Source organism: Candidatus Bathyarchaeia archaeon, assembly GCA_038873195.1.
Lineage (GTDB): Archaea > Thermoproteota > Bathyarchaeia > Bathyarchaeales > Bathycorpusculaceae > DSLH01.
In genome coordinates this window covers 875,273-901,318 of record JAVZEV010000001.1, presented here as the reverse complement: position 1 = coordinate 901,318, position 26,046 = coordinate 875,273, and the positions used below count along the sequence as shown (strand labels likewise).

The following is a 26,046-nucleotide window of genomic DNA, read 5'->3' as shown; positions in this document are numbered from 1 at the left end:
CGGTTATGGGTAAATGTCTTGTTTGTGGTTATAGTGCCGAGACGGTTTCGGATGGTTTAGGCGTTTGTTTAAGGTGTATTAGGGATAAACCGGAGAAGGCGCTTGAGATAACGCGTAGTGTTCATGCAAAGAGTTGCGGTGTGTTTGGTTTACCTGCTGAGCCGCCGCGTGATGCGGGTGGTTTGGCTTGTGGCGTATGTGCGAACGAGTGTGTGATTGGCGATGGTAAGCGTGGGTTTTGTGGGCTTGTAGGGAATGTTGGTGGACGTTTGGAGCGTTACGGTGGCACTGCTGAGCGGGGTGTTTTGGAGTGGTATTATGATGGTTTGCCGACGAACTGCGTGAGTTGGTGGTTTTGTCCAGGCTGCACGGGCGCTGGTTATCCGCGTTACGCGCTTAAGCCTACTGCGGAGTTTGGGTATGCGAATTTGGCGGTTTTTTACGGCGCTTGCAGCTACGATTGTTTGTTTTGTCAGAACTGGCATTATCGGCGTTTGTCTGTTAAGCATGAGCCTGTTTTGAATGCAGCGGATTTGGCGGCGAAAGTGGATGCGCATGTTTCTTGTATTTGCTATTTTGGTGGTGACCCGTCGCCTCAAATGCCGCATAGTCTTGAGACCTCGCGTATAGCGTTGGAAAAGGCAAAAACGGAGAAGCGTATTTTGCGGGTTTGTTGGGAAACGAATGGTTACATGAATCCTCGGTTGGCGGAGAAAGCAGCAGAAATCGCCTTGGAGAGTGGTGGTAACATTAAGTTTGATTTGAAGTGTTGGAGTGAACCGTTAAGCCTTGCGTTGTGTGGAGTTTCGAACAAGCCTACGATTGAGAATTTCCGGATGATTGGAGAGAAGTTTTATGCGAAGCGTAGGGAGTTGCCGGTGCTTGGTGCGAGTACGCTTCTTGTTCCGGGCTACGTGGATGTGAAAGAAATTGAGGGTATTGCCAAGTTCATAAGCGAAATAGACGCGAGTATTCCTTACACGCTTTTGGCGTTTTACCCTTGCTATGTGATGGATGATTTGCCGACTACTAGTAGAAAGCAAGCCTTGGAGTGTCAAGAGGCGGCTGAGAAACATTTAAAGAATGTGCGTGTGGGAAATGTTCATTTGCTTTCGTGAGTTAAGCCTTTTATATCAAGTTGACCATTTAATTCCCGTGGTACTATGGGTTATGTGCGAATTCGTGGAGTTATTGCTAATCCTTTAGACCGTAATTTGAAGGAAGAGTTGGAGTTTATTGTTGATACGGGCGCGATTTATACGGTAATCCCTCAAGGCGTTGCTGAAAGATTACAGTTGAAAGTTGTGGATATGAGGAAGTTCAAGATTGCCAGCGGAGAGGTTGTTGAATATCCCGTTTCTGAAGCATACATAATGATTGAAGGGAAAGGGGTTACGTCGCTGGTTGCTATAGCGCCAGAGAAAACACCTATACTGTTAGGAGTTACAACTCTGGAATTGTTAGGCATGCAGGTTGACCCAGTTACTGGAAAATTGACGCCATTAGAACTTATGATTCTTTAGGAACACGCTTTTACTTACATAACCAAGTTGCATAGGGGCTTTCAGTTTGGTTAAAAAGGAGAAAATTGGCGTTAAGATTCTTTTTCTTTGTGAAATGTGCGGTTTGGGCTACTTGGATGAAGAGACTGCTCGCGAATGCGAAGAATGGTGTAAGAAAACCGGAACATGCTCTGTTGAAATTACCAAAAAAGCAGTATACTTCCCAAGCCCCTTCAAGAAACAAAAATGAACGTTTAATCGTGTGTCATTCATGTGGACAAATAAAAATAGTACCCCATAATCTCGTAGATGTTAAAAATATAAGCTTCTTGTTAATCAAGTTCTTCTGGGTGGGAACATGCCTCCGCCAGTGGTTAGGAGCGTTAGGGATTTGATTTTTTGGCAGTATGCTAAGATTATTGCTGAGTCTGCGGGTTTTGGGAAGAAGAATTATGGTTTTGTTATGAAGAAGTTTTGGCAGCTTAAGGAGGGCGAAATTTTCTGGAATGAAATTAGAGAGTATGTGAAGGAAAGAGAGAGAAAAGATGAGTGCATATTCTGCGGAGCTAAAACAAACTTGACGATAGACCATATGTTGCCTCGATGTTTTAATGGACCAGATGATGAGAAAAATGTAATTTGGGTTTGTCAAGAATGCATTTCATCTAAAGGTTCAAAGAGGCTTTACGAGTTTTGGACCATTAAGAAAGGTTTAGAGGGAGCTAAATATGAAGTGCCTAGAATAGCAGAAGGCAAATATCTCAAACTAGTTTACGAAGTTCTAAAAGAAAAAAATCTGTTAAATTTAGGTGCCAACAAAATCAGAGAAGATGTTTGCCCAAAATGCGACATAAAGAAACTGTGTGTAAGGGAGAAGTCTGAAGGAAAATTTTCTCCACTTTGTCTGGATGGAATTTTGACTTTATGTTTTCAATAAAACGATGCAGTTATGCCTTTCAGGGTGACGAATTAAAGTGAAAACCTCGATTAAGTACGTTTCAACATACTTAACTAAATGCATCAAAAAACACCCATCTCCCTTGTTGTATCTCGGAGTCTATTTTATCTTTTCCCTAGTTTTCTCTCTTGCTATTTTTCTAAGACTGGTTTATACTGTTAATGTTGGTTTGATTCATATTGTGTTTTTTGATATTTACTATGGCTTTATGCCCTCAATCGGAATCAGTATCCTTATACTTATGTTGATCAGTCGGCAGTCTCAGAAAACCAATAAAATGAAGAGTCTCAGAGTCTTAGGGTGTGCAATCTTATTCTCGGTCTTCATGATGCTACTGATCCGTGTCTACTATGTTATGCTAACCATCGGTTATGACTTTGCTACGTCTTTACCTTACGTATACCTTCCATTGGTCTCCATTCCGGTCGCTTGCTTGTATTTCTATTTCAGAAAGCCTGATGATTTTTCGCTATCAAAAAAGAAAGCCTCAATGATTTCAGCTCTCATGCTAATTGTTACTCTTTTGGCGCCTTATGTGATGACATATATAGGCATCAGCGTGACTCTTTCAAATGCTAGAGGCATACGGAGCGACATAGAGAGGGTGAAATTTGTTTCGTCTTATGTTCTTAATTCCACGATTTGGGCTGGAGGACCTGATGGGATTGAAGGCTGGTATGTGTATCTTCATCGATGTTCAAGCAACTTTTTGCAATTTCTAATGCTTGGTGTGGGAAACTGTGGAGAGATGGCTTATGCAGCAAAAACTTTGCTTGACAATCTAGGCATAGAATCACGTATAGTGCACCTGTCTGGGGAAGACCATATGTTCGTAGAAATCAAATTTAATGGCACTTGGATGGTTGTCGATCCAGGCTATAGCTATAATTTGGTAACAAGAGAGGAGAGAGCGTCTAAAAGACTTGCAGAGATGGGCGGCTTATCTTATGTTGTTGCAGAGACGGGTCAAGGGTTGATAGAGTTGACCACATACTATGTGACAACAGATAAGATAACAATAAGAGTAACTGAACATGGCGAGCCCGTGATTAATGCCCGAATCATTTTTAAACATATGTTCCATGGCACTGAATTTTCTTTACCAGAATTTCATTCTGGTCCTGATGGTATGCTTACATTGAATTTAGGCCCCTCAACTTATAATAACACTGGCATAGAACCAGCCGAGCCCTACTACAGAGTTTATGTCAACGACAGAGACAGTAATTTTATTGTAAACAGCACAGGAACCGGCAGATCTTTTTTCATAGAAATAGATTTAGCGAATATTCCTTAAGAACGCTTATTTTCTATGCAAAGGAGCGAGTCAAGGTGGCAGTGTATATCTGTTATTTGAAGTTGATGTTTTTCTTGATTTTTTTGATGGTGGCTGTTAGGAGTTTTACGGCGTTGACGACATCGTTAACGTCCAGAACCTCATATGAATGCGCATATCTTGTTGGTATTGATATTACGCCGCTTGGGACTCCTTCTCTTGTCAAATGGATTGTCGCTGCGTCGGTAGAACCTCTGGGCAAGACTTCCATTTGATACGGAATCTTCTCTTCCTCAGCCGTCGCAACCAGAAGCTCCCTCACTTTCGGGTGAGAAATCAAACCCAAACCGCCACCAGCCTCATCCATAACCTTAATCGCTGGACCCGCACCAAGCTTCGTGACTTGATCCTTCTCGGCTACGCCTGGAATGTCTCCCGCAAGCGTTATATCAACGGCTATAGCCATGTTTGGCGCTATCCTATAGGCTGCAACTTGTGCTCCACGGCAGCCGACCTCTTCCTGCACGTCCGCTACGCCATAAACATTCGCTTCAACCTTCTCTTTCGCTAGTCGCTTCATAGTCTCAATAATCACGCAAACGCCCACACGGTCGTCAAACGCCTTACTCGCAAGAATATTCCCAGAACCTAAAACCCTGAACGGGCGCTCAAAAGTAACCGAATCGCCTATTCGCACGCCCAACTTTTCAGCCTCAGCTCTACTCTTTGCACCTACATCAATGAAAAACGTCTTCAAATCAGGCACTTTATTGGCTTCTTCGGGCGTTTCTGGTGATTTACAGTTTATTAAGCCATAGACTGGGCCTTTCTTGCCGTGGACTATTGCGGGATGAGCAAACAAAGTTCTCGGAAAAACCCCGCCGACTTTTTCAAAGTACAGAAAACCTTTATCATCAATATGTTTAACAATTAGCCCAATCTCGTCCATGTGTCCCGCAAGCATAACTTTCGGAGCATTCTTCACAGAAGCCTTCTTAAGCGATATCACATTCCCAAAATTATCCATCTCAATGGAATCCGCGCATTTCTCAAGCTCCTGATAGACAACTTTTCCAACATTCATCTCGTACCCAGCAACTCCCGGAGCCTGAGTCAAACGTTCCAGAAGACTCTTAATTTCCTTCTCCAAACCAGTTCCACCTTACATGTCAAGAACTTTGCACTATACAGTCAACAAATAAAAGACTTTCCCACGTTCCAAACAAGTTTACACCAAATCTACCCAAAAATTTTCCACAAAAACAAAACAGAAACGTGCAAACCAAACCCTAACCACAACTTCAACCTATATATAAGGGGGGCTAACAGCTACAGAGAGCCTAAAAAATAAGGCTATCACCTAGTTTGCTATCACTTCAAACAATCGTTAAGGTGTCAACCTAAACTTATCCCGAGGATAAAGCGTCACTTCTCTAATATTCTTCTTCCCAGTCAACATCATAGTCAACCTCTCCAGCCCAATAGCCCAACCAGCATGCGGAGGCATCCCATAGTCAAACGCTTGTAAATGATACCTAAAAGATTCCGGATTCAAGCCCTTCTCCTTCAACCGCTCTATCAAAAGCTCTTTAGAAGCAATTCTCGTTCCACCAGAAACAAGCTCTATCCACCGCCACATCAAATCAAAACCTTCACATAATTCAGGATCATCATCACGTGGCTTTATGTAAAAAGCCTTAGAATGCGTCGGCCACTCAGTTATGAAATAAAGATGTGGATGAATCTTGCCCAATTTTCTAAGCGCTGGTGTAGGTATGTCTTCTCCCCATGGAATCTCTATGCCTTCACGTTTTAATTCACGCAATGCTTCATCATACTTTAAGCGTTTCAGAGGTAACTCCGGCACTTCCACAGAATATTTCAGCACTGCTAACTCTCTCTTACATTTCTCACGGACGGTTATGCAAACATACCGCATCAACTGCTCAAGTAACTGCATTACATCTTCAGCATCGGCAAAAGCCTGCTCAATATCCACAGAAATAAACTCGCTCGAATGAAGACGCGTATGTGACTCCTCAGCTCTGAAAAAAGGACCAACCTCAAAAACCTTCTCCAAACTCATCACCAACTGCTCCTTATACAACTGCGGACTCTGCGCAAGAAACGCCTTTCGCTCAAAATAATCAACCTGAAAAAGAGCTGCACCGCCTTCAGTTGCGGACGCAATTATCCGTGGTGTATGCACCTCCAAAAAGCCCTTCTCGAATAAGAAATCCCGTATTGCCTCTACGGCTACATGCTGCACTTTGAAAACTGCAGTGTTTTCTTCTTGGCAAAGGTCCAACGCACGCGCATCCAATCGAACCTCAAGATTTGCAGGCGTTTTTCCAGTTGTATCAATAGGCAATTGAGAAGCAGCAGTGCTGAAAATCTTAATCTCCTTCGGTATTACTTCGATGCCTCTCGGCGTCATATCTGTCTTTTTCACAACACCCTTCACGCCTATACTATACCTTCTCTGCAACACATCAGACTTCGACAAAACTTCGCTAGACACCTTTTTCTTTGGAACAGTAACTTGAACAGTGCCCTCTCGGTCCTGCAATATAATAAACCGAATACCACCTAAATCCCGAACATCTTGAACCCAACCAAAAACAGTAACTTCCTCCCCATCCATTTCAGGCTTAATCTCAACAGTATAGTGCGTTCTACGCCACCCACCAAGAGAATCCAACTTCACAATTCCACCGCCAAACCTTAATCCGCAAACTCCACACGCAAGACCATGTTCCGAACCTTACGCGCAATCTCCTTTAAAGCCTTTACATCAAAAGGCGGCTGCGCGCCACGCCGCTTCTTCAAAATCACCCTCGTCTCAGTAGTTCCATCAGGCAACCAAATCGTATTAATAGTCATTATGCTCAAAGGCGCAAACAAATCTTCCAAAAACTTACGATCATCAACTCCATACTCCAAAACACGAACCTTCCTACCAGTTTCCTCACTCAACGCCCTCATAATTTTACCACCATAACCCAAAAGTCGAGGAACATCACCATGCCCAACAACCAAAGCCAAAGTTCCGTCCACTTCAACCGCGCCGTGAAAATAAACATTCTGAAGAGAAGGATACTTCTCCTCCAAAGACAACAACAAACGGGCAATCCTCAAATCAAGCTCACTAATTTCTCCAGACTTTAATTTAGCCGAACACTTCTGACACAGTATCCCACTCTTTAAACAGAAACTACATAATACTGTTTTCACCTGAAACAGTGCCCTCCACAAATAAAGGAGGGGGGCGGAGCTCTGAACATTTACGCGAACGCTGTTTAGCGTTCTAGGGTTATCTCGATTGTGCTTACGTTTGTGGGCGTGCTACCCTCTTCTCTGGGTGCCATTTGTTCCGTTCCAATGCCGACTTTCTTGATCTTTACGTCTGGCAGGAATCGGCGTCTAACGACTTCGACGACATCTACGGCACGACTTATGGATCGCCCTCTTGCTTTAACATTTACTTCTTTTGCTCCGCCGTGAAAGAGGGTTATGCAAGCCAGTACATAGTTCATTACTGGCTTATTTCCGATCAATACCGAGTTGCTTTCTGACATACTGACCGCCTCACTCCTAGTTTTTCCATTTTTTATGGCTTCATAACCATTTTTGTCGACAAATAAATACATTACGGTTTATACTTCTAGTTAACGGCTGAAAACTGCTCATGCCTTGTGCTTTTTTGTTTGCTAAACTTTTAAATAATCCCTACTATTGTAAAATTTCACTTTAACAAAACGTTACAAAGAGGAAGAAATATTGGAGGCATTAACAAGACGGTCATTGAAAATTCTGCGGATGCTGTATGAAAAAGGCAAGTCCACAAGCACATACACGTTACATGTGAAACAGGACGAGTTGGCAAGGCAGTTGGGCATAAGTAGGCAAGCATTGAATGTTCACTTGAGGAAACTTAGAGATTTAAATTACATACGCACTGGCAGAGGGTTCATAGACGTAACCGAAAAAGGGCTGGATGCGCTTGGGATAACGTCGGCTCCCGCGTTTGTTTTTCTTAAGGTGTCTCCTCACAAGAGAATGTATGCTTATGAAAAGGTTAAGGAGCTTACTCTTCAAAGGGCTTTCAGAATAGCCGGTGATGTTGACGCATTATTGATAGTTGACCGTGAAAAACTTGACGAAGTTCTGAAAAGGTTATCTGCGATTGAGGGAATACAAGACACAAAATCTTACGTTACTATAGAAAGCATAAAGTGAGGAGCGAATTAGTGTGAAACTGTTCGAGTATGAAGCTAAAAACATACTTGCAAAGTATGGAATTCCAACGCCTCAAGGTGGATTGGCAACAGACAAAACTCAAGCACATGAGATATTATCTAAACTGAAACCGCCATTCGTCGTCAAAGCACAAGTATTGGTTGCTGGGAGAGGGAAGGCTGGCGGAATACTTTTCGCTGATTCCATCTCTGAAGCGGAGAAGTCCGTTGAAAAACTGTTAGGCATGCAGATAAAGGGTATTCCCGTCAGAAGTGTTTGGATTGAAGAGAAAATACAAGTTAAGAAGGAGCTTTACTTCGGCATAACCACAGACAGATTCAACCAAAGTTACGTAGTGATTGCCTCTGCAGTTGGCGGAATGGAAATAGAAGAAGTAGCCGCTCAAGCTCCAGAAAAAATCATTAAATTATTGATAAATCCTCGGCATGGTTTTAGTTCTTTTCATGCTCGGCAAGTGGCTAGAAAACTTGGCTACGCCAGCGGTCAACTTTCTGAGCTTGGAAAAATTTTTGAAAGACTTTACCAAGTAGGCATGGACTATGATGCTGAACTGATTGAAATGAACCCTATCGTAGAAACAGTTGAAGGAAAATTTGTTGCAGCAGACGCCCGTATAATAATAGATGATAACGCGCTTTTCCGACATCCAGAGTACAAAAAGAGACTTTTAAGCGAAGAAAGTGAGCTTTCTCCGCAAGAGATAGAGGCTCTGAAAAACGATTTGGCTTACGTTAAACTGGACGGAAATATAGGCGTTATTGGCAATGGAGCGGGGCTTGTGATGGCGACGCTTGACACAATCCAATATTATGGCGGAAAACCAGCGAACTTCTTAGATGTAGGCGGCGGAGCTCCATCGGACAAAATTGCCACAGCATTAAAAATCGTGCTTTCAGACCCAAACGTCAACGCCTTATTCATCAACATTCTAGGTGGAATCACCAGATGCGACGAAGTTGCACGTGGAATTCTCGAAGCAAAGACGAGAGTTGGAGTAACAAAACCCATGGTTATAAGACTTGTTGGAACAAATGAAGAAGAAGGAAAACGAATACTAACAGAAGCTGGCATACACGTATTAGAAAGCATGGAAGAAGCAGCGCAGCGTGTTGTCGAAATCGCTAAAAGCGGAGGAAAATAACGTTGGGAATAATAATTGACAAGAACACTCGAGCAATCGTTTGGGGCATCACTGGAACCCAAGGAAGCTTTCACACAAAGCTAATGTTGGAATACGGCACAAAAATCGTCGCTGGCGTAACTCCCGGAAAAGGCGGAACCCAAGTCCTCAACGTTCCAGTTTATGACACTGGAGAGGAAGCCCAAGAAAAACACTCAGCAAACGCAGCAATAATTTTTGTTCCAGCACCCTTTGCTGCAGACGCGACTCTGGAAGCCTTAGAAAACGGAATAAAAACCGTTGTAATAATAACTGAACACATTCCCATAAAAGACGCAATCAACATAATGGCGCGTGCAAAAGAAGCAGACGCAACAATAATTGGCCCAAACACTCCCGGCATAATAACTCCTGGAGAAAGCAAACTTGGAATAATGCCGGCACATATTTTTAAGCCCGGCAAAGTTGGCATGGTTTCTAGAAGTGGAACCCTCACATACGAAGTAGCTGCAAGCCTAACAAGAAAAAATCTTGGACAATCAACATGCCTTGGACTGGGCGGAGACCCAATAACGGGCTTGAACTTCATAGATGCACTAAAAATGTTTGAAAGAGACAAGCACACAGAAGCGGTGGTTTTGATAGGCGAAATCGGCGGCAACCTCGAAGAATTGGCAGCCAAATACATCTCCGAAACTAAATATCCAAAACCAGTTGTAGCATTTATTGCTGGGCGTTCCGCGCCACCGGGGAAACGTATGGGTCATGCAGGGGCAATAGTGATGGGCAAGGCAGGAACTGCAGAGAGCAAAATCGACGCTCTCAGAAAAGCGGGTGTAAGAGTCGCCGAAAAGCCGGGCGATGTAGCTGAACTCATAAACGTCTGATGCAGACAAAAAGTATATGTGCAAGCAAATAGTCTGTGTTCTAGTCAAAAAGAGATGTTGACAAATGCCAATCTTAGACCCGCTCAAAAAGACCATAGCTCAGAAACATAGGCTATACATGAAAATCTGCAGAGAATGCGGTGCGCGAAACGCAGAGACTGCAGTAAAGTGTAGAAAGTGCCGAAGCAAGAATCTTCGTTGGAAGAAACGAGAAATTGTGAAATAGCTTCTTTTAAAGAGTTTTAATCAGAGTTTCAATGTTGAAAATTGTATTTGCGCAACCGTTCTTTATTAGCGGAACAGCTTGGCTGGCAACGTCCATATGTTGCGTTATTTCTCCGCCAAGCCTTATTTCTTCACCGCAAGCTATCCCGACAACGCCCTCATAGCGTTTACTGCTCAAGATTTTTGGTACACATGAACCTCCTGGTAAAATGTAAACGTCATAGCCCTTTTTCTTTGCAAGCGTTGTTGCTTTATTAATTAGGCAATCTGGAGAACAGTGAGCGCAGACGTAGGATGGAATGTTAGGGTCGAAGGTTGCGTTACAACGGTTATCCATGTATTTCCTTGAGCAGTGGGGCAGAAAAAGTGCTCTTTTCTTTGTCTGCATGAATTTTTCTCTTTCTTTTATGTTCCTCGCTTGCATGTCTATTAGGTCTTGTATAACAATCACTGCGTCAGATAAGTTGAGACCCGTTGCCTCGTCAATTTTGAATTTTTTTATTATTTCCTGAGCGGTTTTGCCAACTTTTTTGTGCACGCTTGCTTGATAGCCCACTATAGCGATTTCTTTAAAGAAGAAACGTGGAATCCTTGAAAGGTCAAAGGCAAATTTGTATGGCATATTCACATAATAGACAGACAAACCTTTAAAATTAACTGATGTTTATATCTAATGCTAAATATAAAAACGCTCAATAATCGAGGAGGATTAACCGTGGGCATACTTAGCAAATTTAGAAAAGGAAAAGAAAAGGAAAAGAAGGCAACCGTTCAACCCGTACAACAAAAAACTGCTCTTGAAAGACTTTGTGGAGATGATAGAGAAACTTATGAAGCATTGCTTAACACAATGTTTCTTGATCCGAGAAAAACTGGGACGACGATGAAAGAAGCTGCTGAAAATGCCAAGAAATTTGAAAAAGCTAAAGACATTGTGAGAGCCAAAGTATGGTATGAAATTGCTGGGGGTTTGGCGATTTATGAAGGAGACGTCAAAAGAGTTGAGGAATTTTTTAGTGCTGCTGAAAAACTTTCGCCGAATACAAGGTACACGATACTGAAAAATCCGGAGAAGGCCGTTGCTAAAGCGCAAGAATATTACAAGAAATATTTGGTGCAAGCGGCAGAGAGCTCTTGATCTTCTCATTAAGCGCAAGAAACTGCTAGCGTTATTTTTCTGGGTTCTCGCTGTAGCCTAGCAGTTCTCTTAAAGATTTTACTTCCTCTCTTAACATGCTGACTTCGCTCTCGAGAGCTGTGACTTTTGATTCCGCTACCTTCCTCAATTTTTCAATTTCAATCATTAAGTTTGCCCGTTCTGTTTCTAAGGTTTTTATTTTTTCGCGTAGATTTTTCAGTGTCTGCATTAGTTCTCCCCTTATACCTTTTATTCTTTCAACTATATTTTTAATGCTTACTGTCTCTTCGACTTTGGTTTCAAATTCAACAGCGGCTCTGAACCTAGCTTTACAGTTTGGACATTCGAAAATTCCCATTGCCATTTTGGTTTCTTCGCCTTTTTTTAATGGTTTTCGGATAGAAATTGGCCAGGTTTTGATGGGTGTTGCTACTTCGCTCCCGCATTTGGGACAATTAACCAAACTATGAGCCCCTTCCTATAATTATCGTGTTACAGTCTAAAATGTGTTTTGTAAGCAACATAGGGTGTGACGGACAAGATAAAATATTAATGCTGATTATGTAGAATAGATGTTGAGAGGGTGGAGAGCGTATGCAAGTTATAGGCATGAAGACTAAGCTGGAAGAAAGGATTAAGGCGTTAGAAAATGAGAAAAACATGCTTTTGGAAGAGATAGAGCAGCTTAGAGAGGTTGTTGAGTTAAGCGAAAAGGCGAAGGTTTTAGAGAATGAAGTTGATAAACTGAAAAAAGAAGCTAAAACTCTGAAAGAGAGAATTCCACACGAGCTTCTTCAAGAACTCGGTGAGGCGACCTCTCAATTCTTGGAAGAAGAGGAAGAACAATGCTCAAGTTGTGATGAAGAAGAGCTTCTCTAAAAAGGTTGAAAATAAAAAAAGGAAGGAGCTAAAGAGCCATCTGAAACATTAAGCGGTCAACAAGCTCCTTGTAACGGTTCCGAATAGTAACCTCCGTTACCTGCGCTATCTCAGCTATTTCTCTTTGCGTTTTTCTTTCTCCTGTTAATACTGAGGCAATGTAACTTGCTGCTGCCGCGATGCCCGTTGGGCCTCGGCCTGAGGTAAGTTTTAGCTCTTTTGCTGCACCCAAAATTTTGTGAGCTATTTCTTCAACTTTTCCTTGCATTGTTAACTGATTTGAAAACTTTGTTATGTATTGTCCTGGTTTAAGCGGAGGAATGGAATAGTCAAGTTCTTTTATTAGGAAGCGGTAGCTGCGTCCAACTTCTTTTTTGTTTACGCTCGATGCTTGTGCTATTTCTTCTAATGTTCTAGCTAATCCGCATTGTCGGCAAGCCAGATAAATCGCTGCCGCGGTTACGCCTTGAATTGATCTTCCGCGTATTAGTCGTTCTTTTACGGCTTTTCGGTATATGACTGACGCTGTCTCCAGAATGTTTTTGGGAAGGTTTAAGTTGTTTGCGATTTTTGTGATTTCTGACAATGCGAAAGCTAGGTTGCGTTCTGTTGCGTCGGAGACTCTTATTCGCCGTTGCCATTTTCTGAGGCGATAAACTTGTGCTTTCTGTCCAGGGGATAGGCTTTTTCCATAGATGTCGCGGTCATGCCAATCAATCATTGTTGATAAGCCTTTATCATGAATTGTGTAAGTTAATGGCGCTCCAACTCTAGTTCGTTTTGTTCTTTGTTCATCATCGAAAGCTCTCCATTCTGGTCCTCTATCAGCTATTTTTGCAGCTACTACGAAGCCGCATTCCATGCATACTATTTCTGCGCATTCATAATCACGCATGAGCCTTGTGCTGCCGCATTCCGGGCAACATTGAACCTTTGTTGGTTCAGCATGTGGTGCAGATGATTGAGAATTAGCAGTTTCATGTCCTTCTTCGTTACTACTCATTTACGCCTTCTCCTCTCTCCTTTTGAGGGGACTACATACAATGTTTTGTTAGCTAATTTTTCAAGTTCTCGTGATGTCGGTTTTACTGCTGCGTATGGCGAGGATACTGGGCCGAATATGTCAAAGATTTTTCCAATAGGCTTTAAATTTTCATCAACAACTGTTTCGCCGATTTTTGGAAGTTTATCAATTTGGATGATTATGCTTCGGCTTGGACTTATATGAAGGACCCGACCCAGTCTCTGCAAAATGTTGATTTCCCCTCGCGAAAAACGAATGGTTCAAAAACGAAGCATTTTATTTAAACCTTTCTACTTTAATTTGTAACTGAAACTTCTTCTGCACACAATTTTACTCGAAACCTTCACAAAAATGCATACATAAAACAGAAGACTTCTCCCGCAAACTCTTCCTTCTCTTTACTCTATACCATATAACAACCAGAACTGCAATATCAACAACCAATAAGATACTCGGTATTCTCTGCAAACCTCCCAAAGCAAACAACCAAAAATTCAACCTATATATAAGGGGGGTATAAAGCCTCTTCACACCCACAAACACCTAATATCCCCCGCAAAGATACAAATTACGCCATTACAAGAGTCGAAACATTCATAAATAAGAAAAGTTGATAAGACTGTGCATTTAAAGGGTGAGGCTCATGTCCAAACCATTCTATGTAAAATTTGAAGTCCCGAAAGAAATCGCAGATGCGGCCTATGAAGCCCTGCAAATAGCCTGCAAAACAGGCGCTGTCAGAAAAGGCACCAACGAAACAACAAAAGCAATCGAAAGAGCCCAAGCAAAACTCGTAGTAATAGCTGAAGATGTAGAACCACCAGAAGTCGTAGCGCACCTGCCACTTCTATGCGAAGAAAGAAAAATCCCATACGTGTTCGTGCCACATAAAGAAAAAATAGGCACCGCAATAGGAATCGACGTGCCAGCCGCTTCTGCATGCATAATCAAAGAAGGAGACGCAACCGGACTAGTCAAAGAAATAGTATCAAGAATCGAGCAGATGAAAAGAGGAACAAAGTGATGAGTAAAGAAGAGAAAACCGCAGAAGCAGTAGAGGAAGAATTAACACCCGCTGAAGTGATTCAAATAATCGGACGCACAGGCGTGACTGGCGAAATTACACAAGTAAGAGTGCGTATTCTAGAAGGAAAAGACAAGGGACGCATAATAACACGTAACGTTAAAGGACCAATCCGCGTACAAGACATTCTCATGCTGAGAGAAACCGAAAGAGAAGCAAAGAAAATCACACGCTAAACTAAACCTAACACACTCTGGAGGAACCATAGTTGCCTAGACCAAAAAAATGTTCATTCTGCGGCAATGAATTCCCAATAGGCACCGGAATGATGTACGTCAAAAATGATGGGTCTATCCTATGGTTCTGCTCAAGCAAGTGCAGAAAAAGCTCATTGAACCTCAGAAGAGATGCGCGCAAGCTCAAGTGGACAGCATACTTTGGCAAAGAAGAAAAAGGAAAAGCCTAAACCTCAAAGTAGACCATGCCTGAAGATTTAAGTCAAACCACTATTTTATTTTTAACAACTCTTTCCCACAAAACTCTGTTGCAGATGCACCCTATATCTGGTTTGTTTATATCCCCATCAAAGTACCCGTAAGACCTTGCGCGACAACCTCCACATATGTACTTATCTGGGCAACTTCCACACCCAACTATTTTTCCATCTACCATGAAATCTTGCAGGTTTTCTCTCACGCGCAGATTCCACAAAAATGAATTATTATCCCATATTTCTTCAAAATTATCTGTTAAGATGTTGCCAAGAACCGTATCTTTGTTGGTGGGGAAAAACACACATGGCTTTATGTCTCCATTAGGCTCAAGACAACAGTATAACCGTCCTGCCCCACAACCGCCTAAAAAGTGTGCAACATTTTCTACACCCTTTTTTGCCGCATAATGTGCTTCTACAAGGAAATTTTGTCCATGCCTTTGTGAAATTTCTTTGGTCACACTTGCATATTGTGGACAAGTACTAAAAAACTTGTCAACTTTTTTGTGAGATTTTCCATATTTCATTTCCTCTTCTTTTGCTTGTAAGTATAACTCGATTATTTCTTTTCCAATAGTCTCAAGCACTTCATATCTCTCTTCTGGGGTTAAATCCAATTCAACATGTGCCTTTGCTCTTCCAGTAGGGATGTAATTGAAATGTATGAATCTAACATTCAATTGCTTTGCAAACTCAATTAGCTTGTCAAGTTCGAATATGTTATTCTTGTGCAAAACTGTTGCTATACACGTATCTAATCCTTCTTCGATACAATTTTTTACGCCTTCCATAGTTTTTTCGAAGGCTCCATGTATCCCTCTAAACGTGTCATGCACTTGAGGAGTTGCCCCATCAATGCTTATTTCTACATAATCCACCCCCGCATCTTTAATTCGCTTCGCATTATCTTTTGTGATGAGCGTTCCATTAGAAGCTATACTCACATAACTAACTCGCTTTTTGGCGTATGCAGCAATTTCATAGAAGTCTTTCCTTACGAGAGGTTCTCCTCCACTGAAAGAGAGAGCCGGTAAACCTACCCCTACTAACTTAGAAAGGATATCTAACACCTGTTTTGCTTCTTCCGTTGATAACTCAAAGCGTTTCCCACCAGCATTTTCATAACAGTGCTTACATTTCAGATTACATTGATATGTAAAATTCCAAACAACCTCGAAAGGCCCCGCTGGAACAAAAGGTATGCGGACACCATATTTTCTCATACCTTTCATCATCAAACCGAAACCTCTAAGCCAAGCGTCACCATATTGTTCATTTAAGAACTGGTTACGCATGAATTCTCTATCTACATGTAACAAACGACTACCAACTTCGTAGAACGGTTTGGCTATTTTATGGCTCACGTTGTAACATAAACGACATAAAGAAACTGGCTGACCAAGAAACTCCTTTAGAGAATTTAAAAGCAAGCTTCCATCTTTTTGACATTCCCTATCAAAAAGATTGATCAGCAATTTAAGTATAGGATTGACTGCCACCGAAAATAGGGTATTCTCGACGGCGTCAACTTGCATACTAAATCAAACTATTATAATCCAGAAATAAGACATATATTTTTCTCATCACGACTTGAATGGCATATGTTGTTTTTCGACATATTCTTGAACAGAAAGAACTGATTTATTAAGATACACGAAAATACATAAAAGGGATCAAAATGGGCTCCAAAAACAAAAAACCACAGAATCTACTAGAACTGCCCAATCCAGAAAGACTTAAGCTCATCAAAGAATTAAAAGAAAAACTTCAACAAAGAATCATAGAAGAGAAACTCTGGCAATCACTACTGGAAACCGAAAACATAGTTATCAATGGAAACACTGTTTACCGAATGGGCGAGCAACTGTGCGGGTTTTCAGTGAATAAATAGTCTTTCCCTATACTTTCTCTTTCTTCTATTTCCTTAGTTCATAGATGAAAAAACGCCATAGTCATATCACTTTAAGATAAATAATTTTGGTAGCGGGGGGTTGATTTGAACAACCGATCTCTGGGTCTTTCAGCTTAAGCTTATGAGCCCAGCGGGTTAATCCTGGCTACCCCACCCCGCTACTGTTATGCTGAATGAAGACTTTCTTAAATCTTTTGGGAATACTCTTTCATTGGGTATAGGTTTTCTTTCAGTAAAACATTTTTTAGCATCCAAATTACTTATTGACTTTGGTTGTTGCCATATGGATAGACCATATTTCAATTACATGTTCAATCCAGCCCTTGAAAATCCAATTTTTGTGCAAGGGCTTCCGGGATTTGGAAATGTTGGAAAGATCGCAGCACATCTTCTAATAAAGTTTAGTGGGGCGAAGCCTTTTGCTGAGTTATATTCGCCTACTTTTCCAGATTATGTTTCAGTTAATTCAGATGGCATTTGTCGTTTGCCGAAATACGAGTTCTACGCTGCCTCGATGAAAGAGAATGATTTTATTATTATGACTGGCGACACGCAACCATCTTTTGACGACGTGCTCGCGCATTATGAAGTCTGTAGCGAAATCCTAGATTTCCTATTAAAGCAAGGATGCCGTTTCCTAATAACAATAGGCGGAGTGCCAATTTCAGAAGAGAAAACACAAGTATACGTCGCTGCAACTTCGCCGAGGCTCGCATTAGAGTTTATGGAAAAAGGCGCCGTGATATATAGCAAAGGCAGAATTGTAGGCGCCACCGGATTGCTGCTTGGCCTCGCAAAGGAACGCAATCTTGAGGGCATATGCCTTCTAGGCGCAACGGCAGGCTTCAAAGCGGACCGCGGCGCAGGTTTTTCTGTTTTCAAGTTTCTTATGAAAGCGTTAGGTAATGAAGTTAAGGAAGGGTTATAAGGGAAAAATTTAGATTGTTACTAGAGCGTGAATTTATGAGTGAGGAAGAGCAAAGGGGTAAAAGCAGTCAATCGTCAAGGGTGAATTTGAATTCGAAATTTTGGAGAGCATTTCTTTTTGTGTTGGCAGCTTTTTTGATATTTGCTGGACCAACATATGTTGTTTATGCGCTTATGGGTGTGCTTGATATGAGCTATGTTTTTTCGATGCTCTCTGGATTTATCTTGTTGGTTATTGGGTTAGTGCTTTTATGGTATTTGGTTAGGAATAAGGTTGTTTCTTAAATAGAAAGTAGTTTTGTGCCTCAGATACCCTAGGGTGCATCATCCATTCAGACCCTATTTTCGTCATTGGCAATAATCTACATGTAAGTGCAATGCTAAAAATCGTTCGGTTGCAGTGATTGAATAGTAAAGCATAAAGTGTCTAGGCGACAAAACGGTGTAAGAGGATGTTGGTAATAATTCGTTCATGAACTATTTGTTTATCTGGCGCATAGAGACATAAAGCATATATGATATGTCGAAAGATATATCCTCTATGCAAGAGGATAAAGAGAAAAAGCTCGAAGAAATGATAAAAAAAGATGAAGAATCAACAAAACGGACAACAATAATTCTGGAAAAAGAAGAACGCGAATTTATCGACTCACTAATTCGAGAAGGAAAAGAACCAGGCATAAAACCTCTAATTTCCAAAATGCTTGACGTTTACAGAAGCATGATGATTTACGATTGGCGTTTTCCCGGCGAATACTATTGTGGCATAAGCCGCATAGCCTTCGTGAACGTAGAATTAATCAACATCCTAATACAACATATTCCAAAAGAAAAATGGCGCGAAATAGGCAGGAAAATGGGTGAAGCTGCAAAAGTTTCCATGGAAACAAGCCTCGGTATCCAAACTGGTGAACGGGAAAAATGGTCAGAAGTTTTCAAACGTTTGAGAGTGCAAGGATTTGGCGATTTCTACCTGAAAGATAAATACCTTCTTGTTAAAACGCCTTTTATTAATGAAACTGATATTTGGGCTGGTTTTTTGGAAGGCTTGCTTAGTATAGAATTAGATGTAAAAACCGATGCTCCACCTTTCGTTTTTGAAATAAGAGAAAAACCAGGTTCTGCGTTAAATAAGTAAGTGATGTTTTAAATAGGCAAAGATTTACACGGAAGATTGAGTCTAAGAAATTGAAGGAAGGTTAAATGTCTCTGCATGAAGCTATGCTCTATGAAAAGTTGAAAGATAAAAAAGTCAAATGCAACTTATGCGGGAGAAGATGTCTAATAAACGAGAATGGAACAGGCTTTTGTTTAGTGAGAAAAAACGAAGGTGGAACGCTTTTTTCGCTTGTTTATGCTAAAGCCATATCAGCGTGTATAGATCCTGTAGAGAAAAAACCTCTTTCACATTTTAATCCTGGGTCGTTGGTTATGTCTGTCGCTACTGTTGGCTGTAATTTTCGTTGCCAATTTTGTGATAATTGGATGATAAGTCAAGAGAAAAAAATAGAAGGTAAACATTTCCCTCCCGAAGAGGTTGTTAAAGCGACGAGAGATAACAATTGTCAAGGAATAAGCTACACATACACGGAACCGACGATATTTTTTGAGTATGCCTATGAGACTGCTAAGCTCGCTCATCAAGTGGGGTTCTTTAACACTTTTGTTACTAATGGTTATATGACGCCGGAAGCTGTTAAAACTATTGCGCCGTATTTAGATGCAGCTACTGTGGACTTTAAAGGTGGTGGAGATCCGGATTTTTACAAAAGTTATTCTGCGGTTCCTTCTGTGGAGCCGATTTATGAATCTTTGAAAGAGATGAAGAAGAATGATATTCACATTGAGATTACGAACTTGATTGTGCCGAAGATTGGAGATTCAATTGAGAGAATTAGGGAGCTTGCTTTGTGGATAAAGGATAATCTTGGTGGCGATACGCCTTTTCATTTGTTGCGTTTTCATCCGGATTATCAGTTGACGACTGTTTCGTCTACTCCGATTGAGACTTTGGAGAAGGCGTACATGGCTTCTAAGGAAGCTGGATTGAACTATGTCTATATTGGTAATGTGCCTGGGCATCCTTGTGGAAACACTTATTGTCCAAACTGTAATGAGTTGCTTGTTAAGCGTTTTAATTTTGAAATTGCAAGGTGGAACTTGACAAGGGATATGCGTTGTCCAGTGTGTGGGCACGCGATTCCTATTAAGGGTAAGTTGCATGCAAGTGGGTACTCTTATCCTTATGCGTTGTTTTAGTGTTGTGTTTGTGTGCGCGTGCGATTGTGTTAGACCTCTCTATTTAAAGCCCAATAGGTTTTGAAGGATGCTAATGTTTAAGATTTCTAAATCTTATCGTATAAATTGGTGTTTGTATTAACTAATTATTGAGACGAAATGTGGAGGATTCTTCGTTCAGACGCTGTTGCTGTGCTAAACGATAAATTAGCGAAGAAGAGTTTAGGTAGGTACTTCGCTGTCATGCAAAATGAGAAGCCAGCGAAATTCCTTATTGCCAAAAAACTGCCAGCGGAATTCAGCGAAAGGGATTCTTTAGAGGAGCTTTGGCAGAAACATGCAATGCTCACGCAAGAGTTCTATGGACTGGAAAAAGAAATTGATAGTGGTCAGAGAAACTTAAAAGAAATGCGTGTTCCAAGAGAGTCTTATTTGGATTTGAAAATTGAAATTGCAAAGCGTATGCTTTCGCGTTGTCATTTTTGTACTCGTAGATGTGGGGTCAACAGGCTTGCGGGTGAACTGGGGTTTTGCGGGTGTGGCAATGAAATAACAGTTTCAAGTATTTTTGAACACGTTGGTGAAGAGCCGGAGCTTGTGCCTTCTGGAACAATTTTCACTATGGGCTGTAGTATGCGTTGCAAACATTGCCAAAATTGGACAATTTCGCAGTGGATTGAGAGAGGCGAAATTTATCACCCTGAAGAATTGGCTAGGGAAGTTGAAAACTTACGTGCAAGTGGCTGCAGAAATGCAAATCTTGTGGGCGGTGAACCAACACCTTGGTTGGAGCAGTGGCTTGAAACATTTAAACATGTGAACGTTAACATTCCAGTTGTGTGGAATTCTAACAGTTATTATAGTCCAGAAACAGCTCAGCTGTTAGCTGGATTTACTGATGTTTACTTATTAGATTTCAAATATGGACCAAGCGATTGTGCCGTCAAAATTTCTGACGCTCCACACTATTGGGAAGTGTGCATACGCAACCATCTAGACGCCAAAAAATATGGAGAACTGATAATTCGCGTGCTTGTTTTACCGGGTCATTTGGAATGTTGCACGAAGCCAGTGTTGAATTGGATTGCCGAGAATTTAAGCGTAGAAACAAGAGTAAACGTGATGTTTCAGTACAGACCAGAATGGCGAGCTTACGAAATTCCTGAACTACGCAGAAGATTAACTAGAGATGAGATGGAAAGAGCTCTGAAACTGGCTAAAGAAGCAAAACTAACAAATATCATAACGTAGATAGCAAAATTGGTTGGCGGCAATAGAAAGCTATTTCTCAAAGAATGTTCAATTTTAATGGCGGAATCGTGATTAAAAAATGCCCTATTGTCCAGAATGCGGCGGCGAAATGCATTACATGATTGCAACTAAGCACTATGTTTGCAAAAGCTGCGGTTTATCCGTAACACAGCAAGAACTTATGGAGCTCAGAGAGAAACTACGTCCAAGCACGGAATCCAAAGAAGAGGAAGAGGAACAGCGAAGAAAAGAATACTTGAAATGGTGGCTTAGCAAGAAAAAATAAGTCGGATGCCTCAGCTTTTTGAAGAGTATGTTAGCAAATAGCATAAAAGTGGAGTTACCCTATTTTTACAGCATGTTTGTCTGTGCGGTGGTAACAAATGAATAGGGAGATGGAAATAATCTGTGTTGGCAACGAATTGTTAATCGGTAAAACTTTGAACACAAACGCACATTGGATGGCTAAACGCGCCACTTCTCTGGGTGTTTCGGTGAAACGTATAACCGTTGTAGGCGATGATGTTAGCGAAATTGCAAACGCCATCCGAGAAGCTCTGCAACGAAAACCAAGATTCATAATAACAACTGGCGGATTGGGTCCAACTTTTGACGACAAAACTTTGGAAGGAATCGCCAAAGCCTTAAACAACAAATTGGAAGTCAGCGAGAAAGCTTTGAAAATGGTTAAGGAAAAATATGAAGCTTACGCAAAAGCAGAAAAAATAGAGCAAGTTGAGTTAACACCACATAGGGTCAAAATGGCGAAACTTCCCAAAGGCGCTGAACCATTACCCAATCCAGTTGGCACTGCTCCGGGCGTGATGATTCAAATTGATGAAACTTTTCTAGCGGCATTGCCTGGTGTTCCCTCCGAAATGGAAGCTATTTTTGACGAGTCAATTGTGCCTTTGCTCAAGAAAGCAGCAGAAGGCGTGGTGTTTTTTGAAACCAGCATATACGCAGACAAAATTATGGAGTCAACGTTAGCGCCTTTAATTGACCAAACAATGCGTGATAATCCACACGTTTATATAAAATCTCATCCCAGAGGCGAGGAAGAAAAGCCTCACATAGAAATTCATTTCTCGACAACCGCGAAAGAATCAAAAACTGCCAAAGACCGTTTGGGAAAGGCAATTATTCAACTGTCAGAATTGATTGAAAAGAAAGGTGGAAAAGTTAAGCTAAAAAGAACGTAGTAGCCTTTGCAAAAAAGTTTTGCCGCTACGTTACTGCTTGATATTATCGTTATTACACAAGAAAGTCAGAATTTCTCATATTGATTTGCATTTCATAAATGCCTTAAATCAACTTTGCAACAAAGTTTTCTATGAAAAAAACAAAAGTAATGCTAGCTCTGGCAATATTATTCATTTTTTTGCATTTGCTTCCTTCTTGCTTGTCAGAAAATTATGCTCAAACTTACCAGCTTTTGAACCATCCAAACGGTTCAACATATTATAGGCTTAACGTCGTAATTCCTCAATCGCTTTATGATTATTATACTGAAAAAAGCCATAGCGTAAGCTCAATTAGTGACTTTGCTAAATTCGTTACGCCTTATGCTTTGGAACCTATCGCGGAGAGCCTCTGGCAAATTTACAAGGATGATGAAGACTTTGCAAATGGAGTGTTAATGATTGTTCATCAGATACCCTATGAAGTAACTGCTCCAGCGCGCTATCCGGTGGAAACAATGGTGAAGAACAAAGGTGACTGTGACCTTTTTTCTTTTATCGCTGCCTCAATCATTGAAGCTGGTGGAATCGATGCAGTTCTTCTCTACTATGAAGACCAAGAGCACATGAACATCGGCGTTAGGCTGTCTCATGAACCTTATGATGCGAGAGGACAAGCATACAGTATAACATATGGCGGCGCAGAATATTACGTAGCTGAGTGCACAGGTGATGACTGGCAAATTGGATGGAGAGTCGGCGAGTGTCCCGAAGAATTGAGACAAGCGTTAAAGACTGTGAAGATAATTTCTCTTGGGACTACTGAACAGTGGGCTCCTGGACAAGTTTCTGCAAGCTATGCAACTTTGGCGTCTTCCTCTATTTCGTTAACTGTTTCAGCAACCTATATTATCCAAGGAAACACAATTTCTCTTGTAGGGCAACTCTTTCCAAATCTGCAAGACAAGACGGTGATTATTTACATTAAAGAAAACAGTTCTCCCTGGGCGGTTTTAGGCACGGTTGTAACAGATTCTAGTGGACGTTTCTCATATTCTTGGGTTGCTGAAACTGCTGGTATGTATTATGTGCGTGCAAGCTGGTCTGGAGACGATGTTTACGCTGGAGCTGACAGTCCAACCTTAACCATTACAGTTCTATCCATGTTCTTTATTTTGTTAATAGTTGTCACCGTAATCCTAATCTGTGTTGGCGTGGTTGTTTTCGTCTTCTCCAGAAAGGCACAGTCACAAGTGTTGGAACCACAGCCACCACAAGCTCCCACTTGAGAAGAAAAGCTTTTACTAATCAACGAACGCTTTTCTAGGCAATATGATTTCAAAGTCAAAGTAGGGTGATGCAAAGAATGTTTATAGTCTTTATCATTGGGACTGCAGGGTCTGGCAAGTCTCTGTTGACAGCAGCATTTAGTGAATGGTTGAAAATGTCAAAGCAGGATATTGCTGTGGTTAATCTGGACCCTGGAGTTTTGTCGCTTCCATATTCTCCTGATGTGGATGTTCGGGATTTTGTAGATGTTGGAGATTTAATGGAGAAGTATGGTTTAGGTCCTAATGGCGCGTTGATACTTGCTGCTGATTTAATTGCAGACGAGGTTGAGAATATTTCGAGGGAAATTGAAGATTTAAACTCTGATATTGTTTTGGTAGATACGCCTGGACAGATGGAGCTGTTTGCTTTTAGGGCAAGTGGGCCATACATTGCCAGTGAGCTTACAAAGGCGCCTAAGGCTATCGTTTATTTGTTTGATGCTGTTTTTTCTGTTAACCCGTTAAATTATGTTTCAAATGTCTTTCTATCAACGGCGGTTTATAGTCGTTTTCTTCTTCCTCAAGTGCATATCTTATCAAAATGTGATTTACTGCCTAAAGGAGAAGTTGACAAGATTGTGGATTGGTCAGCTAATCCGAATGTCTTAGAAACGGCAATCGAGCAGAAACTTGAGGGAACAAGGCGTTTATTGAGTAGAAATATGATGCGGGCGATTTATCAGCTTGGTTTGAGATACTTGTTAATTCCAGTTTCTGCGAAAACGAATGATGGAATGGTAAACTTTAACGCGGCATTAGAACGTATACTGGCTGAAGGAGACAAATACACTTACTAAAGCAAACCGACAGTTGTTAGCAGTCACTAATTAGCGTCCACATAGCGGCTAACGTTCCATACTCAGCATCTGCTAAATTATCAGCGCTTCCAATTATTATCACATCATTTTCTTCTGGTTTCAGAAGTTTAAAAATTTGGTTTGCCGCTTTTGGAAAATCCTTGGCTACATTCTCGCTTGCGGATGGAATTATTAAGCATCCTTTATTGAACAATATTGTTATGGCTCCTTTTGCGCCAATTCTAACAGCAGCATCACGTTGTTCCATTCCTGACTTAACCTTGTTTCCATGGTTTTTTACCAGAATCGCGAAATTATAATCTGCAAGGGTCAACTCATTTTTTTCAATTTCAACTTTTTTGACTATGTCCGCATATTCTTTCCAAAGTTTCATGCCTTTGCTCGTTAAACTGCATCCAATCTTAGATGTGGCAATTAAATCAGCGTTTTTTAAGCGTTCTATTATAGTGCGCATGGTGCCTTCTCCTACATTGAGTTTCTCGGCTAGTTTTCCGCGACCAATTGTTTTTTCAGAGATGAGCTCTATTGCGTGGAGAAGATGCAATGCGGAGAAAGTTGGTGATGGACCCGGCGCTTTTTCACTTGATAGTTTTTCTAAAACTTGCTTAAACATGTGAGGCATAGTTCCACAAATTATAGATTATCTTGTTAATTATTATAATTATTGTAGGTGAAAAATTTGCTGCTCTGTCGTGGTCAGTTTTAGAAGCGGGGTTTTCTGGCGTAATATTCTCTGACTATGCCCGCTGTAAGCGATACTAAACCTACTGCTAACAAGTAGATTAATGGATAAATGAATATTGACAGTAAAGTTTCGTATGTTACTGATGGCAGCATTGGCGTGAAGAAAATTGCAATCCACGTAATTACGAAAGTGGCGATGCATCCAATTCCAAGCCCAACAGCTAATCCATGTATGAAACTGCTTCTGTCTTCTCCAACGTTGTTTATTTTTGAATTTTTTGGAAACCTTTGTTCTTGTAGATTTTCTGTTTCCGTGTATTCTTGTTGTTCAATCTCTTGTTCTGGCTGAGGATTTTCGCTGGTTGCTTCTTCTTTGTATTGATTATTTTCTTGCGTCTGTTGTTCAGCAGCCATAGTATTCGCCTTCTTGTTTTTGTTGTAAGTGTCGATTAATAAAATTATTCAATTCTAGATTATTATTTAGAATGTGAATTCAAAATAAGCAATTAGCAATTGTGACTATTTTGAAACAAGTTTTGGCGTAAGCTGTTCAATGGCATTCTTGAGTTTGTTCCACTCTTCCAGATTGCGCACGTTAAACTTGTGTTTTCTTCTCCACACTTCTTGATTCTTTTCTTTATCTAGCCTTTTTTGCCAAAGATACAAGCCGATTGAACGTCTTCCAAAGGATTCGAACACGACTATGGCTTCCCACCATTTTTCGCTTTTGAAGATTGTAACATAGTCCACTACTTTATAGAATTCAGATATTGGCAGTTTTTCGCTTGTCTCAACCATTTTTAACGGCACCTTCTCTATAACTTCCCGCCTCAACCATTTAAATGTTTTAACCCTTATTGCACTACATAATCTTTGAATTTTCTGTTTTGTGAACGACAAAGTTTTAGAATTAAATGG

At 41.0% G+C, this 26,046-nt stretch carries 35 protein-coding genes and 1 tRNA gene; 23 read left to right on the top strand and 13 right to left on the bottom strand.

The genetic code is table 11. The features are described 5' to 3' along the window. Positions 1 to 5 precede the first annotated feature (5 nt). From QXW63_05095 to QXW63_05075, 5 genes are all read left to right on the top strand, one after another. Complete coding sequence (locus tag QXW63_05095; GenBank protein MEM3461267.1) at positions 6 to 1,118, top strand: radical SAM protein; 1,113 nt, start codon at positions 6 to 8, stop codon at positions 1,116 to 1,118. A 45-nt stretch (positions 1,119 to 1,163) separates the two neighbouring features. Next, positions 1,164 to 1,523 (top strand): retroviral-like aspartic protease family protein, encoded by a 360-nt coding sequence (locus QXW63_05090; protein MEM3461266.1) that lies wholly within the window; start codon positions 1,164 to 1,166, stop codon positions 1,521 to 1,523. Positions 1,524 to 1,569: 46 nt separating this feature from the next. Further along, positions 1,570 to 1,752 (top strand): hypothetical protein, encoded by a 183-nt coding sequence (locus QXW63_05085; GenBank protein ID MEM3461265.1) that lies wholly within the window; start codon positions 1,570 to 1,572, stop codon positions 1,750 to 1,752. A gap of 108 nt (positions 1,753 to 1,860) precedes the next feature. Beyond that, positions 1,861 to 2,439: an HNH endonuclease gene (locus QXW63_05080; protein ID MEM3461264.1), complete on the top strand. Its 579-nt coding sequence runs from the start codon at positions 1,861 to 1,863 to the stop codon at positions 2,437 to 2,439. A gap of 298 nt (positions 2,440 to 2,737) precedes the next feature. Next, positions 2,738 to 3,757 carry a transglutaminase-like domain-containing protein gene (locus tag QXW63_05075; GenBank protein ID MEM3461263.1) on the top strand — a complete coding sequence of 340 codons (1,020 nt, stop codon included), beginning with the start codon at positions 2,738 to 2,740 and terminating at the stop codon, positions 3,755 to 3,757. Positions 3,758 to 3,809: 52 nt separating this feature from the next. On the opposite strand, the gene QXW63_05070 is transcribed toward QXW63_05075, so the two are convergent. The 4 genes from QXW63_05070 to albA form a co-directional block, all read right to left on the bottom strand. Further along, positions 3,810 to 4,886, bottom strand: a complete 1,077-nt coding sequence (locus tag QXW63_05070; protein MEM3461262.1) for a M42 family metallopeptidase — start codon at positions 4,884 to 4,886, stop codon at positions 3,810 to 3,812. Between the two features lie 237 nt (positions 4,887 to 5,123). Continuing rightward, entirely contained in the window at positions 5,124 to 6,443 is a 1,320-nt protein-coding gene (gene aspS, locus QXW63_05065; protein ID MEM3461261.1) for an aspartate--tRNA(Asn) ligase, read from the bottom strand. Positions 6,444 to 6,460: 17 nt separating this feature from the next. Then, positions 6,461 to 6,970: a hypothetical protein gene (locus QXW63_05060; protein ID MEM3461260.1), complete on the bottom strand. Its 510-nt coding sequence runs from the start codon at positions 6,968 to 6,970 to the stop codon at positions 6,461 to 6,463. 65 nt (positions 6,971 to 7,035) lie between these two features. Continuing rightward, complete coding sequence (albA, locus tag QXW63_05055; protein MEM3461259.1) at positions 7,036 to 7,314, bottom strand: DNA-binding protein Alba; 279 nt, start codon at positions 7,312 to 7,314, stop codon at positions 7,036 to 7,038. 202 nt (positions 7,315 to 7,516) lie between these two features. Here albA and QXW63_05050 point away from each other — a divergent pair, with 202 nt between their 5' ends. The 4 genes from QXW63_05050 (at position 7,517) to QXW63_05035 (ending at position 10,229) form a co-directional block, all read left to right on the top strand. Continuing rightward, positions 7,517 to 7,975, top strand: a complete 459-nt coding sequence (locus QXW63_05050) for an Lrp/AsnC family transcriptional regulator (GenBank protein ID MEM3461258.1) — start codon at positions 7,517 to 7,519, stop codon at positions 7,973 to 7,975. Positions 7,976 to 7,988: 13 nt separating this feature from the next. Continuing rightward, on the top strand, positions 7,989 to 9,137 hold the full coding sequence (sucC, locus tag QXW63_05045) for an ADP-forming succinate--CoA ligase subunit beta (GenBank protein MEM3461257.1): 1,149 nt from the start codon (positions 7,989 to 7,991) through the stop codon (positions 9,135 to 9,137). A gap of 2 nt (positions 9,138 to 9,139) precedes the next feature. Then, positions 9,140 to 10,003, top strand: a complete 864-nt coding sequence (gene sucD / locus QXW63_05040) for a succinate--CoA ligase subunit alpha (GenBank protein MEM3461256.1) — start codon at positions 9,140 to 9,142, stop codon at positions 10,001 to 10,003. A gap of 64 nt (positions 10,004 to 10,067) precedes the next feature. Beyond that, a complete protein-coding gene (locus QXW63_05035) occupies positions 10,068 to 10,229 on the top strand; it encodes a 50S ribosomal protein L40e (GenBank protein MEM3461255.1) in 162 nt (53 codons plus the stop codon). A 6-nt stretch (positions 10,230 to 10,235) separates the two neighbouring features. Here QXW63_05035 and QXW63_05030 read toward each other — a convergent pair whose 3' ends face one another. Next, positions 10,236 to 10,850, bottom strand: a complete 615-nt coding sequence (locus QXW63_05030; protein MEM3461254.1) for a DUF116 domain-containing protein — start codon at positions 10,848 to 10,850, stop codon at positions 10,236 to 10,238. Between the two features lie 93 nt (positions 10,851 to 10,943). Here QXW63_05030 and QXW63_05025 point away from each other — a divergent pair, with 93 nt between their 5' ends. After that, on the top strand, positions 10,944 to 11,366 hold the full coding sequence (locus tag QXW63_05025; GenBank protein ID MEM3461253.1) for a hypothetical protein: 423 nt from the start codon (positions 10,944 to 10,946) through the stop codon (positions 11,364 to 11,366). Between the two features lie 31 nt (positions 11,367 to 11,397). Here QXW63_05025 and QXW63_05020 read toward each other — a convergent pair whose 3' ends face one another. Then, positions 11,398 to 11,829: a hypothetical protein gene (locus QXW63_05020; protein ID MEM3461252.1), complete on the bottom strand. Its 432-nt coding sequence runs from the start codon at positions 11,827 to 11,829 to the stop codon at positions 11,398 to 11,400. A 131-nt stretch (positions 11,830 to 11,960) separates the two neighbouring features. Here QXW63_05020 and QXW63_05015 point away from each other — a divergent pair, with 131 nt between their 5' ends. Further along, on the top strand, positions 11,961 to 12,245 hold the full coding sequence (locus QXW63_05015; GenBank protein ID MEM3461251.1) for a hypothetical protein: 285 nt from the start codon (positions 11,961 to 11,963) through the stop codon (positions 12,243 to 12,245). 28 nt (positions 12,246 to 12,273) lie between these two features. On the opposite strand, the gene QXW63_05010 is transcribed toward QXW63_05015, so the two are convergent. Further along, positions 12,274 to 13,248, bottom strand: a complete 975-nt coding sequence (locus QXW63_05010) for a transcription initiation factor IIB (protein ID MEM3461250.1) — start codon at positions 13,246 to 13,248, stop codon at positions 12,274 to 12,276. Next, positions 13,245 to 13,496 carry a Gar1/Naf1 family protein gene (locus QXW63_05005; GenBank protein MEM3461249.1) on the bottom strand — a complete coding sequence of 84 codons (252 nt, stop codon included), beginning with the start codon at positions 13,494 to 13,496 and terminating at the stop codon, positions 13,245 to 13,247. The genes QXW63_05010 and QXW63_05005 overlap by 4 nt, the downstream gene beginning before the upstream one ends. Positions 13,497 to 13,912: 416 nt before the next feature. Here QXW63_05005 and rpl7ae point away from each other — a divergent pair, with 416 nt between their 5' ends. The 3 genes from rpl7ae to QXW63_04990 are packed head-to-tail and all read left to right on the top strand — an operon-like array spanning position 13,913 to position 14,759. Then, the gene (gene rpl7ae, locus QXW63_05000) at positions 13,913 to 14,293 is read left to right on the top strand and encodes a 50S ribosomal protein L7Ae (protein ID MEM3461248.1); all 381 of its coding nucleotides are present in this window, start codon (positions 13,913 to 13,915) and stop codon (positions 14,291 to 14,293) included. Then, positions 14,293 to 14,529: a 30S ribosomal protein S28e gene (locus QXW63_04995; protein MEM3461247.1), complete on the top strand. Its 237-nt coding sequence runs from the start codon at positions 14,293 to 14,295 to the stop codon at positions 14,527 to 14,529. The genes rpl7ae and QXW63_04995 overlap by 1 nt, the downstream gene beginning before the upstream one ends. A gap of 32 nt (positions 14,530 to 14,561) precedes the next feature. Further along, the gene (locus QXW63_04990) at positions 14,562 to 14,759 is read left to right on the top strand and encodes a 50S ribosomal protein L24e (protein MEM3461246.1); all 198 of its coding nucleotides are present in this window, start codon (positions 14,562 to 14,564) and stop codon (positions 14,757 to 14,759) included. A 32-nt stretch (positions 14,760 to 14,791) separates the two neighbouring features. On the opposite strand, the gene QXW63_04985 is transcribed toward QXW63_04990, so the two are convergent. Next, on the bottom strand, positions 14,792 to 16,321 hold the full coding sequence (locus QXW63_04985) for a radical SAM protein (protein ID MEM3461245.1): 1,530 nt from the start codon (positions 16,319 to 16,321) through the stop codon (positions 14,792 to 14,794). Positions 16,322 to 16,464: 143 nt separating this feature from the next. On the opposite strand from QXW63_04985, the gene QXW63_04980 reads away from it, so the two are divergent. Continuing rightward, positions 16,465 to 16,677 (top strand): hypothetical protein, encoded by a 213-nt coding sequence (locus tag QXW63_04980; GenBank protein MEM3461244.1) that lies wholly within the window; start codon positions 16,465 to 16,467, stop codon positions 16,675 to 16,677. Between the two features lie 87 nt (positions 16,678 to 16,764). Here QXW63_04980 and QXW63_04975 read toward each other — a convergent pair. Continuing rightward, positions 16,765 to 16,858, bottom strand: a tRNA-Met gene (locus QXW63_04975). 123 nt (positions 16,859 to 16,981) lie between these two features. On the opposite strand from QXW63_04975, the gene QXW63_04970 reads away from it, so the two are divergent. The 8 genes from QXW63_04970 (at position 16,982) to QXW63_04935 (ending at position 24,423) form a co-directional block, all read left to right on the top strand. Then, positions 16,982 to 17,626: a PAC2 family protein gene (locus tag QXW63_04970; GenBank protein MEM3461243.1), complete on the top strand. Its 645-nt coding sequence runs from the start codon at positions 16,982 to 16,984 to the stop codon at positions 17,624 to 17,626. A gap of 540 nt (positions 17,627 to 18,166) precedes the next feature. Further along, complete coding sequence (locus QXW63_04965) at positions 18,167 to 18,763, top strand: hypothetical protein (protein ID MEM3461242.1); 597 nt, start codon at positions 18,167 to 18,169, stop codon at positions 18,761 to 18,763. A 65-nt stretch (positions 18,764 to 18,828) separates the two neighbouring features. After that, a complete protein-coding gene (gene amrS / locus QXW63_04960) occupies positions 18,829 to 19,884 on the top strand; it encodes an AmmeMemoRadiSam system radical SAM enzyme (protein ID MEM3461241.1) in 1,056 nt (351 codons plus the stop codon). Positions 19,885 to 20,022: 138 nt separating this feature from the next. Continuing rightward, positions 20,023 to 21,114, top strand: coding sequence for a radical SAM protein (locus QXW63_04955; GenBank protein ID MEM3461240.1), 1,092 nt, complete (start codon positions 20,023 to 20,025; stop codon positions 21,112 to 21,114). Positions 21,115 to 21,193: 79 nt separating this feature from the next. Then, a complete protein-coding gene (locus tag QXW63_04950) occupies positions 21,194 to 21,400 on the top strand; it encodes a hypothetical protein (GenBank protein ID MEM3461239.1) in 207 nt (68 codons plus the stop codon). A gap of 97 nt (positions 21,401 to 21,497) precedes the next feature. Continuing rightward, the gene (locus tag QXW63_04945; GenBank protein MEM3461238.1) at positions 21,498 to 22,316 is read left to right on the top strand and encodes a nicotinamide mononucleotide deamidase-related protein; all 819 of its coding nucleotides are present in this window, start codon (positions 21,498 to 21,500) and stop codon (positions 22,314 to 22,316) included. Between the two features lie 131 nt (positions 22,317 to 22,447). After that, complete coding sequence (locus QXW63_04940; GenBank protein MEM3461237.1) at positions 22,448 to 23,584, top strand: Ig-like domain-containing protein; 1,137 nt, start codon at positions 22,448 to 22,450, stop codon at positions 23,582 to 23,584. A gap of 77 nt (positions 23,585 to 23,661) precedes the next feature. After that, positions 23,662 to 24,423 (top strand): ATP/GTP-binding protein, encoded by a 762-nt coding sequence (locus QXW63_04935; GenBank protein ID MEM3461236.1) that lies wholly within the window; start codon positions 23,662 to 23,664, stop codon positions 24,421 to 24,423. A gap of 16 nt (positions 24,424 to 24,439) precedes the next feature. Here QXW63_04935 and QXW63_04930 read toward each other — a convergent pair whose 3' ends face one another. From QXW63_04930 to QXW63_04920, 3 genes are all read right to left on the bottom strand, one after another. Continuing rightward, on the bottom strand, positions 24,440 to 25,057 hold the full coding sequence (locus QXW63_04930; GenBank protein ID MEM3461235.1) for a DUF4443 domain-containing protein: 618 nt from the start codon (positions 25,055 to 25,057) through the stop codon (positions 24,440 to 24,442). Positions 25,058 to 25,146: 89 nt separating this feature from the next. After that, positions 25,147 to 25,542 (bottom strand): hypothetical protein, encoded by a 396-nt coding sequence (locus tag QXW63_04925; GenBank protein MEM3461234.1) that lies wholly within the window; start codon positions 25,540 to 25,542, stop codon positions 25,147 to 25,149. A 105-nt stretch (positions 25,543 to 25,647) separates the two neighbouring features. Continuing rightward, positions 25,648 to 25,926, bottom strand: a complete 279-nt coding sequence (locus QXW63_04920; GenBank protein MEM3461233.1) for a hypothetical protein — start codon at positions 25,924 to 25,926, stop codon at positions 25,648 to 25,650. Between the last annotated feature and the right edge of the window lie 120 nt (positions 25,927 to 26,046).

Bases quoted from the DNA above. Each gene is read 5' to 3' on its own strand.
- QXW63_05095 (MEM3461267.1), top strand. From the start codon at position 6: ATGGGTAAATGTCTTGTTTGTGGTTATAGTGCCGAGACGGTTTCGGAT.
- QXW63_05090 (MEM3461266.1), top strand. From the start codon at position 1,164: ATGGGTTATGTGCGAATTCGTGGAGTTATTGCTAATCCTTTAGACCGT.
- QXW63_05080 (MEM3461264.1), top strand. From the start codon at position 1,861: ATGCCTCCGCCAGTGGTTAGGAGCGTTAGGGATTTGATTTTTTGGCAG.
- QXW63_05075 (MEM3461263.1), top strand. From the start codon at position 2,738: ATGAAGAGTCTCAGAGTCTTAGGGTGTGCAATCTTATTCTCGGTCTTC.
- albA (MEM3461259.1), bottom strand. From the start codon at position 7,314: ATGTCAGAAAGCAACTCGGTATTGATCGGAAATAAGCCAGTAATGAAC.
- QXW63_05035 (MEM3461255.1), top strand. From the start codon at position 10,068: ATGCCAATCTTAGACCCGCTCAAAAAGACCATAGCTCAGAAACATAGG.
- QXW63_05030 (MEM3461254.1), bottom strand. From the start codon at position 10,850: ATGCCATACAAATTTGCCTTTGACCTTTCAAGGATTCCACGTTTCTTC.
- QXW63_05015 (MEM3461251.1), top strand. From the start codon at position 11,961: ATGCAAGTTATAGGCATGAAGACTAAGCTGGAAGAAAGGATTAAGGCG.
- QXW63_05010 (MEM3461250.1), bottom strand. From the start codon at position 13,248: ATGAGTAGTAACGAAGAAGGACATGAAACTGCTAATTCTCAATCATCT.
- rpl7ae (MEM3461248.1), top strand. From the start codon at position 13,913: ATGTCCAAACCATTCTATGTAAAATTTGAAGTCCCGAAAGAAATCGCA.
- QXW63_04995 (MEM3461247.1), top strand. From the start codon at position 14,293: ATGAGTAAAGAAGAGAAAACCGCAGAAGCAGTAGAGGAAGAATTAACA.
- QXW63_04985 (MEM3461245.1), bottom strand. From the start codon at position 16,321: ATGCAAGTTGACGCCGTCGAGAATACCCTATTTTCGGTGGCAGTCAAT.
- QXW63_04980 (MEM3461244.1), top strand. From the start codon at position 16,465: ATGGGCTCCAAAAACAAAAAACCACAGAATCTACTAGAACTGCCCAAT.
- QXW63_04970 (MEM3461243.1), top strand. From the start codon at position 16,982: ATGGATAGACCATATTTCAATTACATGTTCAATCCAGCCCTTGAAAAT.
- QXW63_04965 (MEM3461242.1), top strand. From the start codon at position 18,167: ATGCAAGAGGATAAAGAGAAAAAGCTCGAAGAAATGATAAAAAAAGAT.
- amrS (MEM3461241.1), top strand. From the start codon at position 18,829: ATGTCTCTGCATGAAGCTATGCTCTATGAAAAGTTGAAAGATAAAAAA.
- QXW63_04955 (MEM3461240.1), top strand. From the start codon at position 20,023: ATGTGGAGGATTCTTCGTTCAGACGCTGTTGCTGTGCTAAACGATAAA.
- QXW63_04950 (MEM3461239.1), top strand. From the start codon at position 21,194: ATGCCCTATTGTCCAGAATGCGGCGGCGAAATGCATTACATGATTGCA.
- QXW63_04945 (MEM3461238.1), top strand. From the start codon at position 21,498: ATGAATAGGGAGATGGAAATAATCTGTGTTGGCAACGAATTGTTAATC.
- QXW63_04940 (MEM3461237.1), top strand. From the start codon at position 22,448: ATGAAAAAAACAAAAGTAATGCTAGCTCTGGCAATATTATTCATTTTT.
- QXW63_04935 (MEM3461236.1), top strand. From the start codon at position 23,662: ATGTTTATAGTCTTTATCATTGGGACTGCAGGGTCTGGCAAGTCTCTG.
- QXW63_04930 (MEM3461235.1), bottom strand. From the start codon at position 25,057: ATGTTTAAGCAAGTTTTAGAAAAACTATCAAGTGAAAAAGCGCCGGGT.
- QXW63_04925 (MEM3461234.1), bottom strand. From the start codon at position 25,542: ATGGCTGCTGAACAACAGACGCAAGAAAATAATCAATACAAAGAAGAA.
- QXW63_04920 (MEM3461233.1), bottom strand. From the start codon at position 25,926: ATGGTTGAGACAAGCGAAAAACTGCCAATATCTGAATTCTATAAAGTA.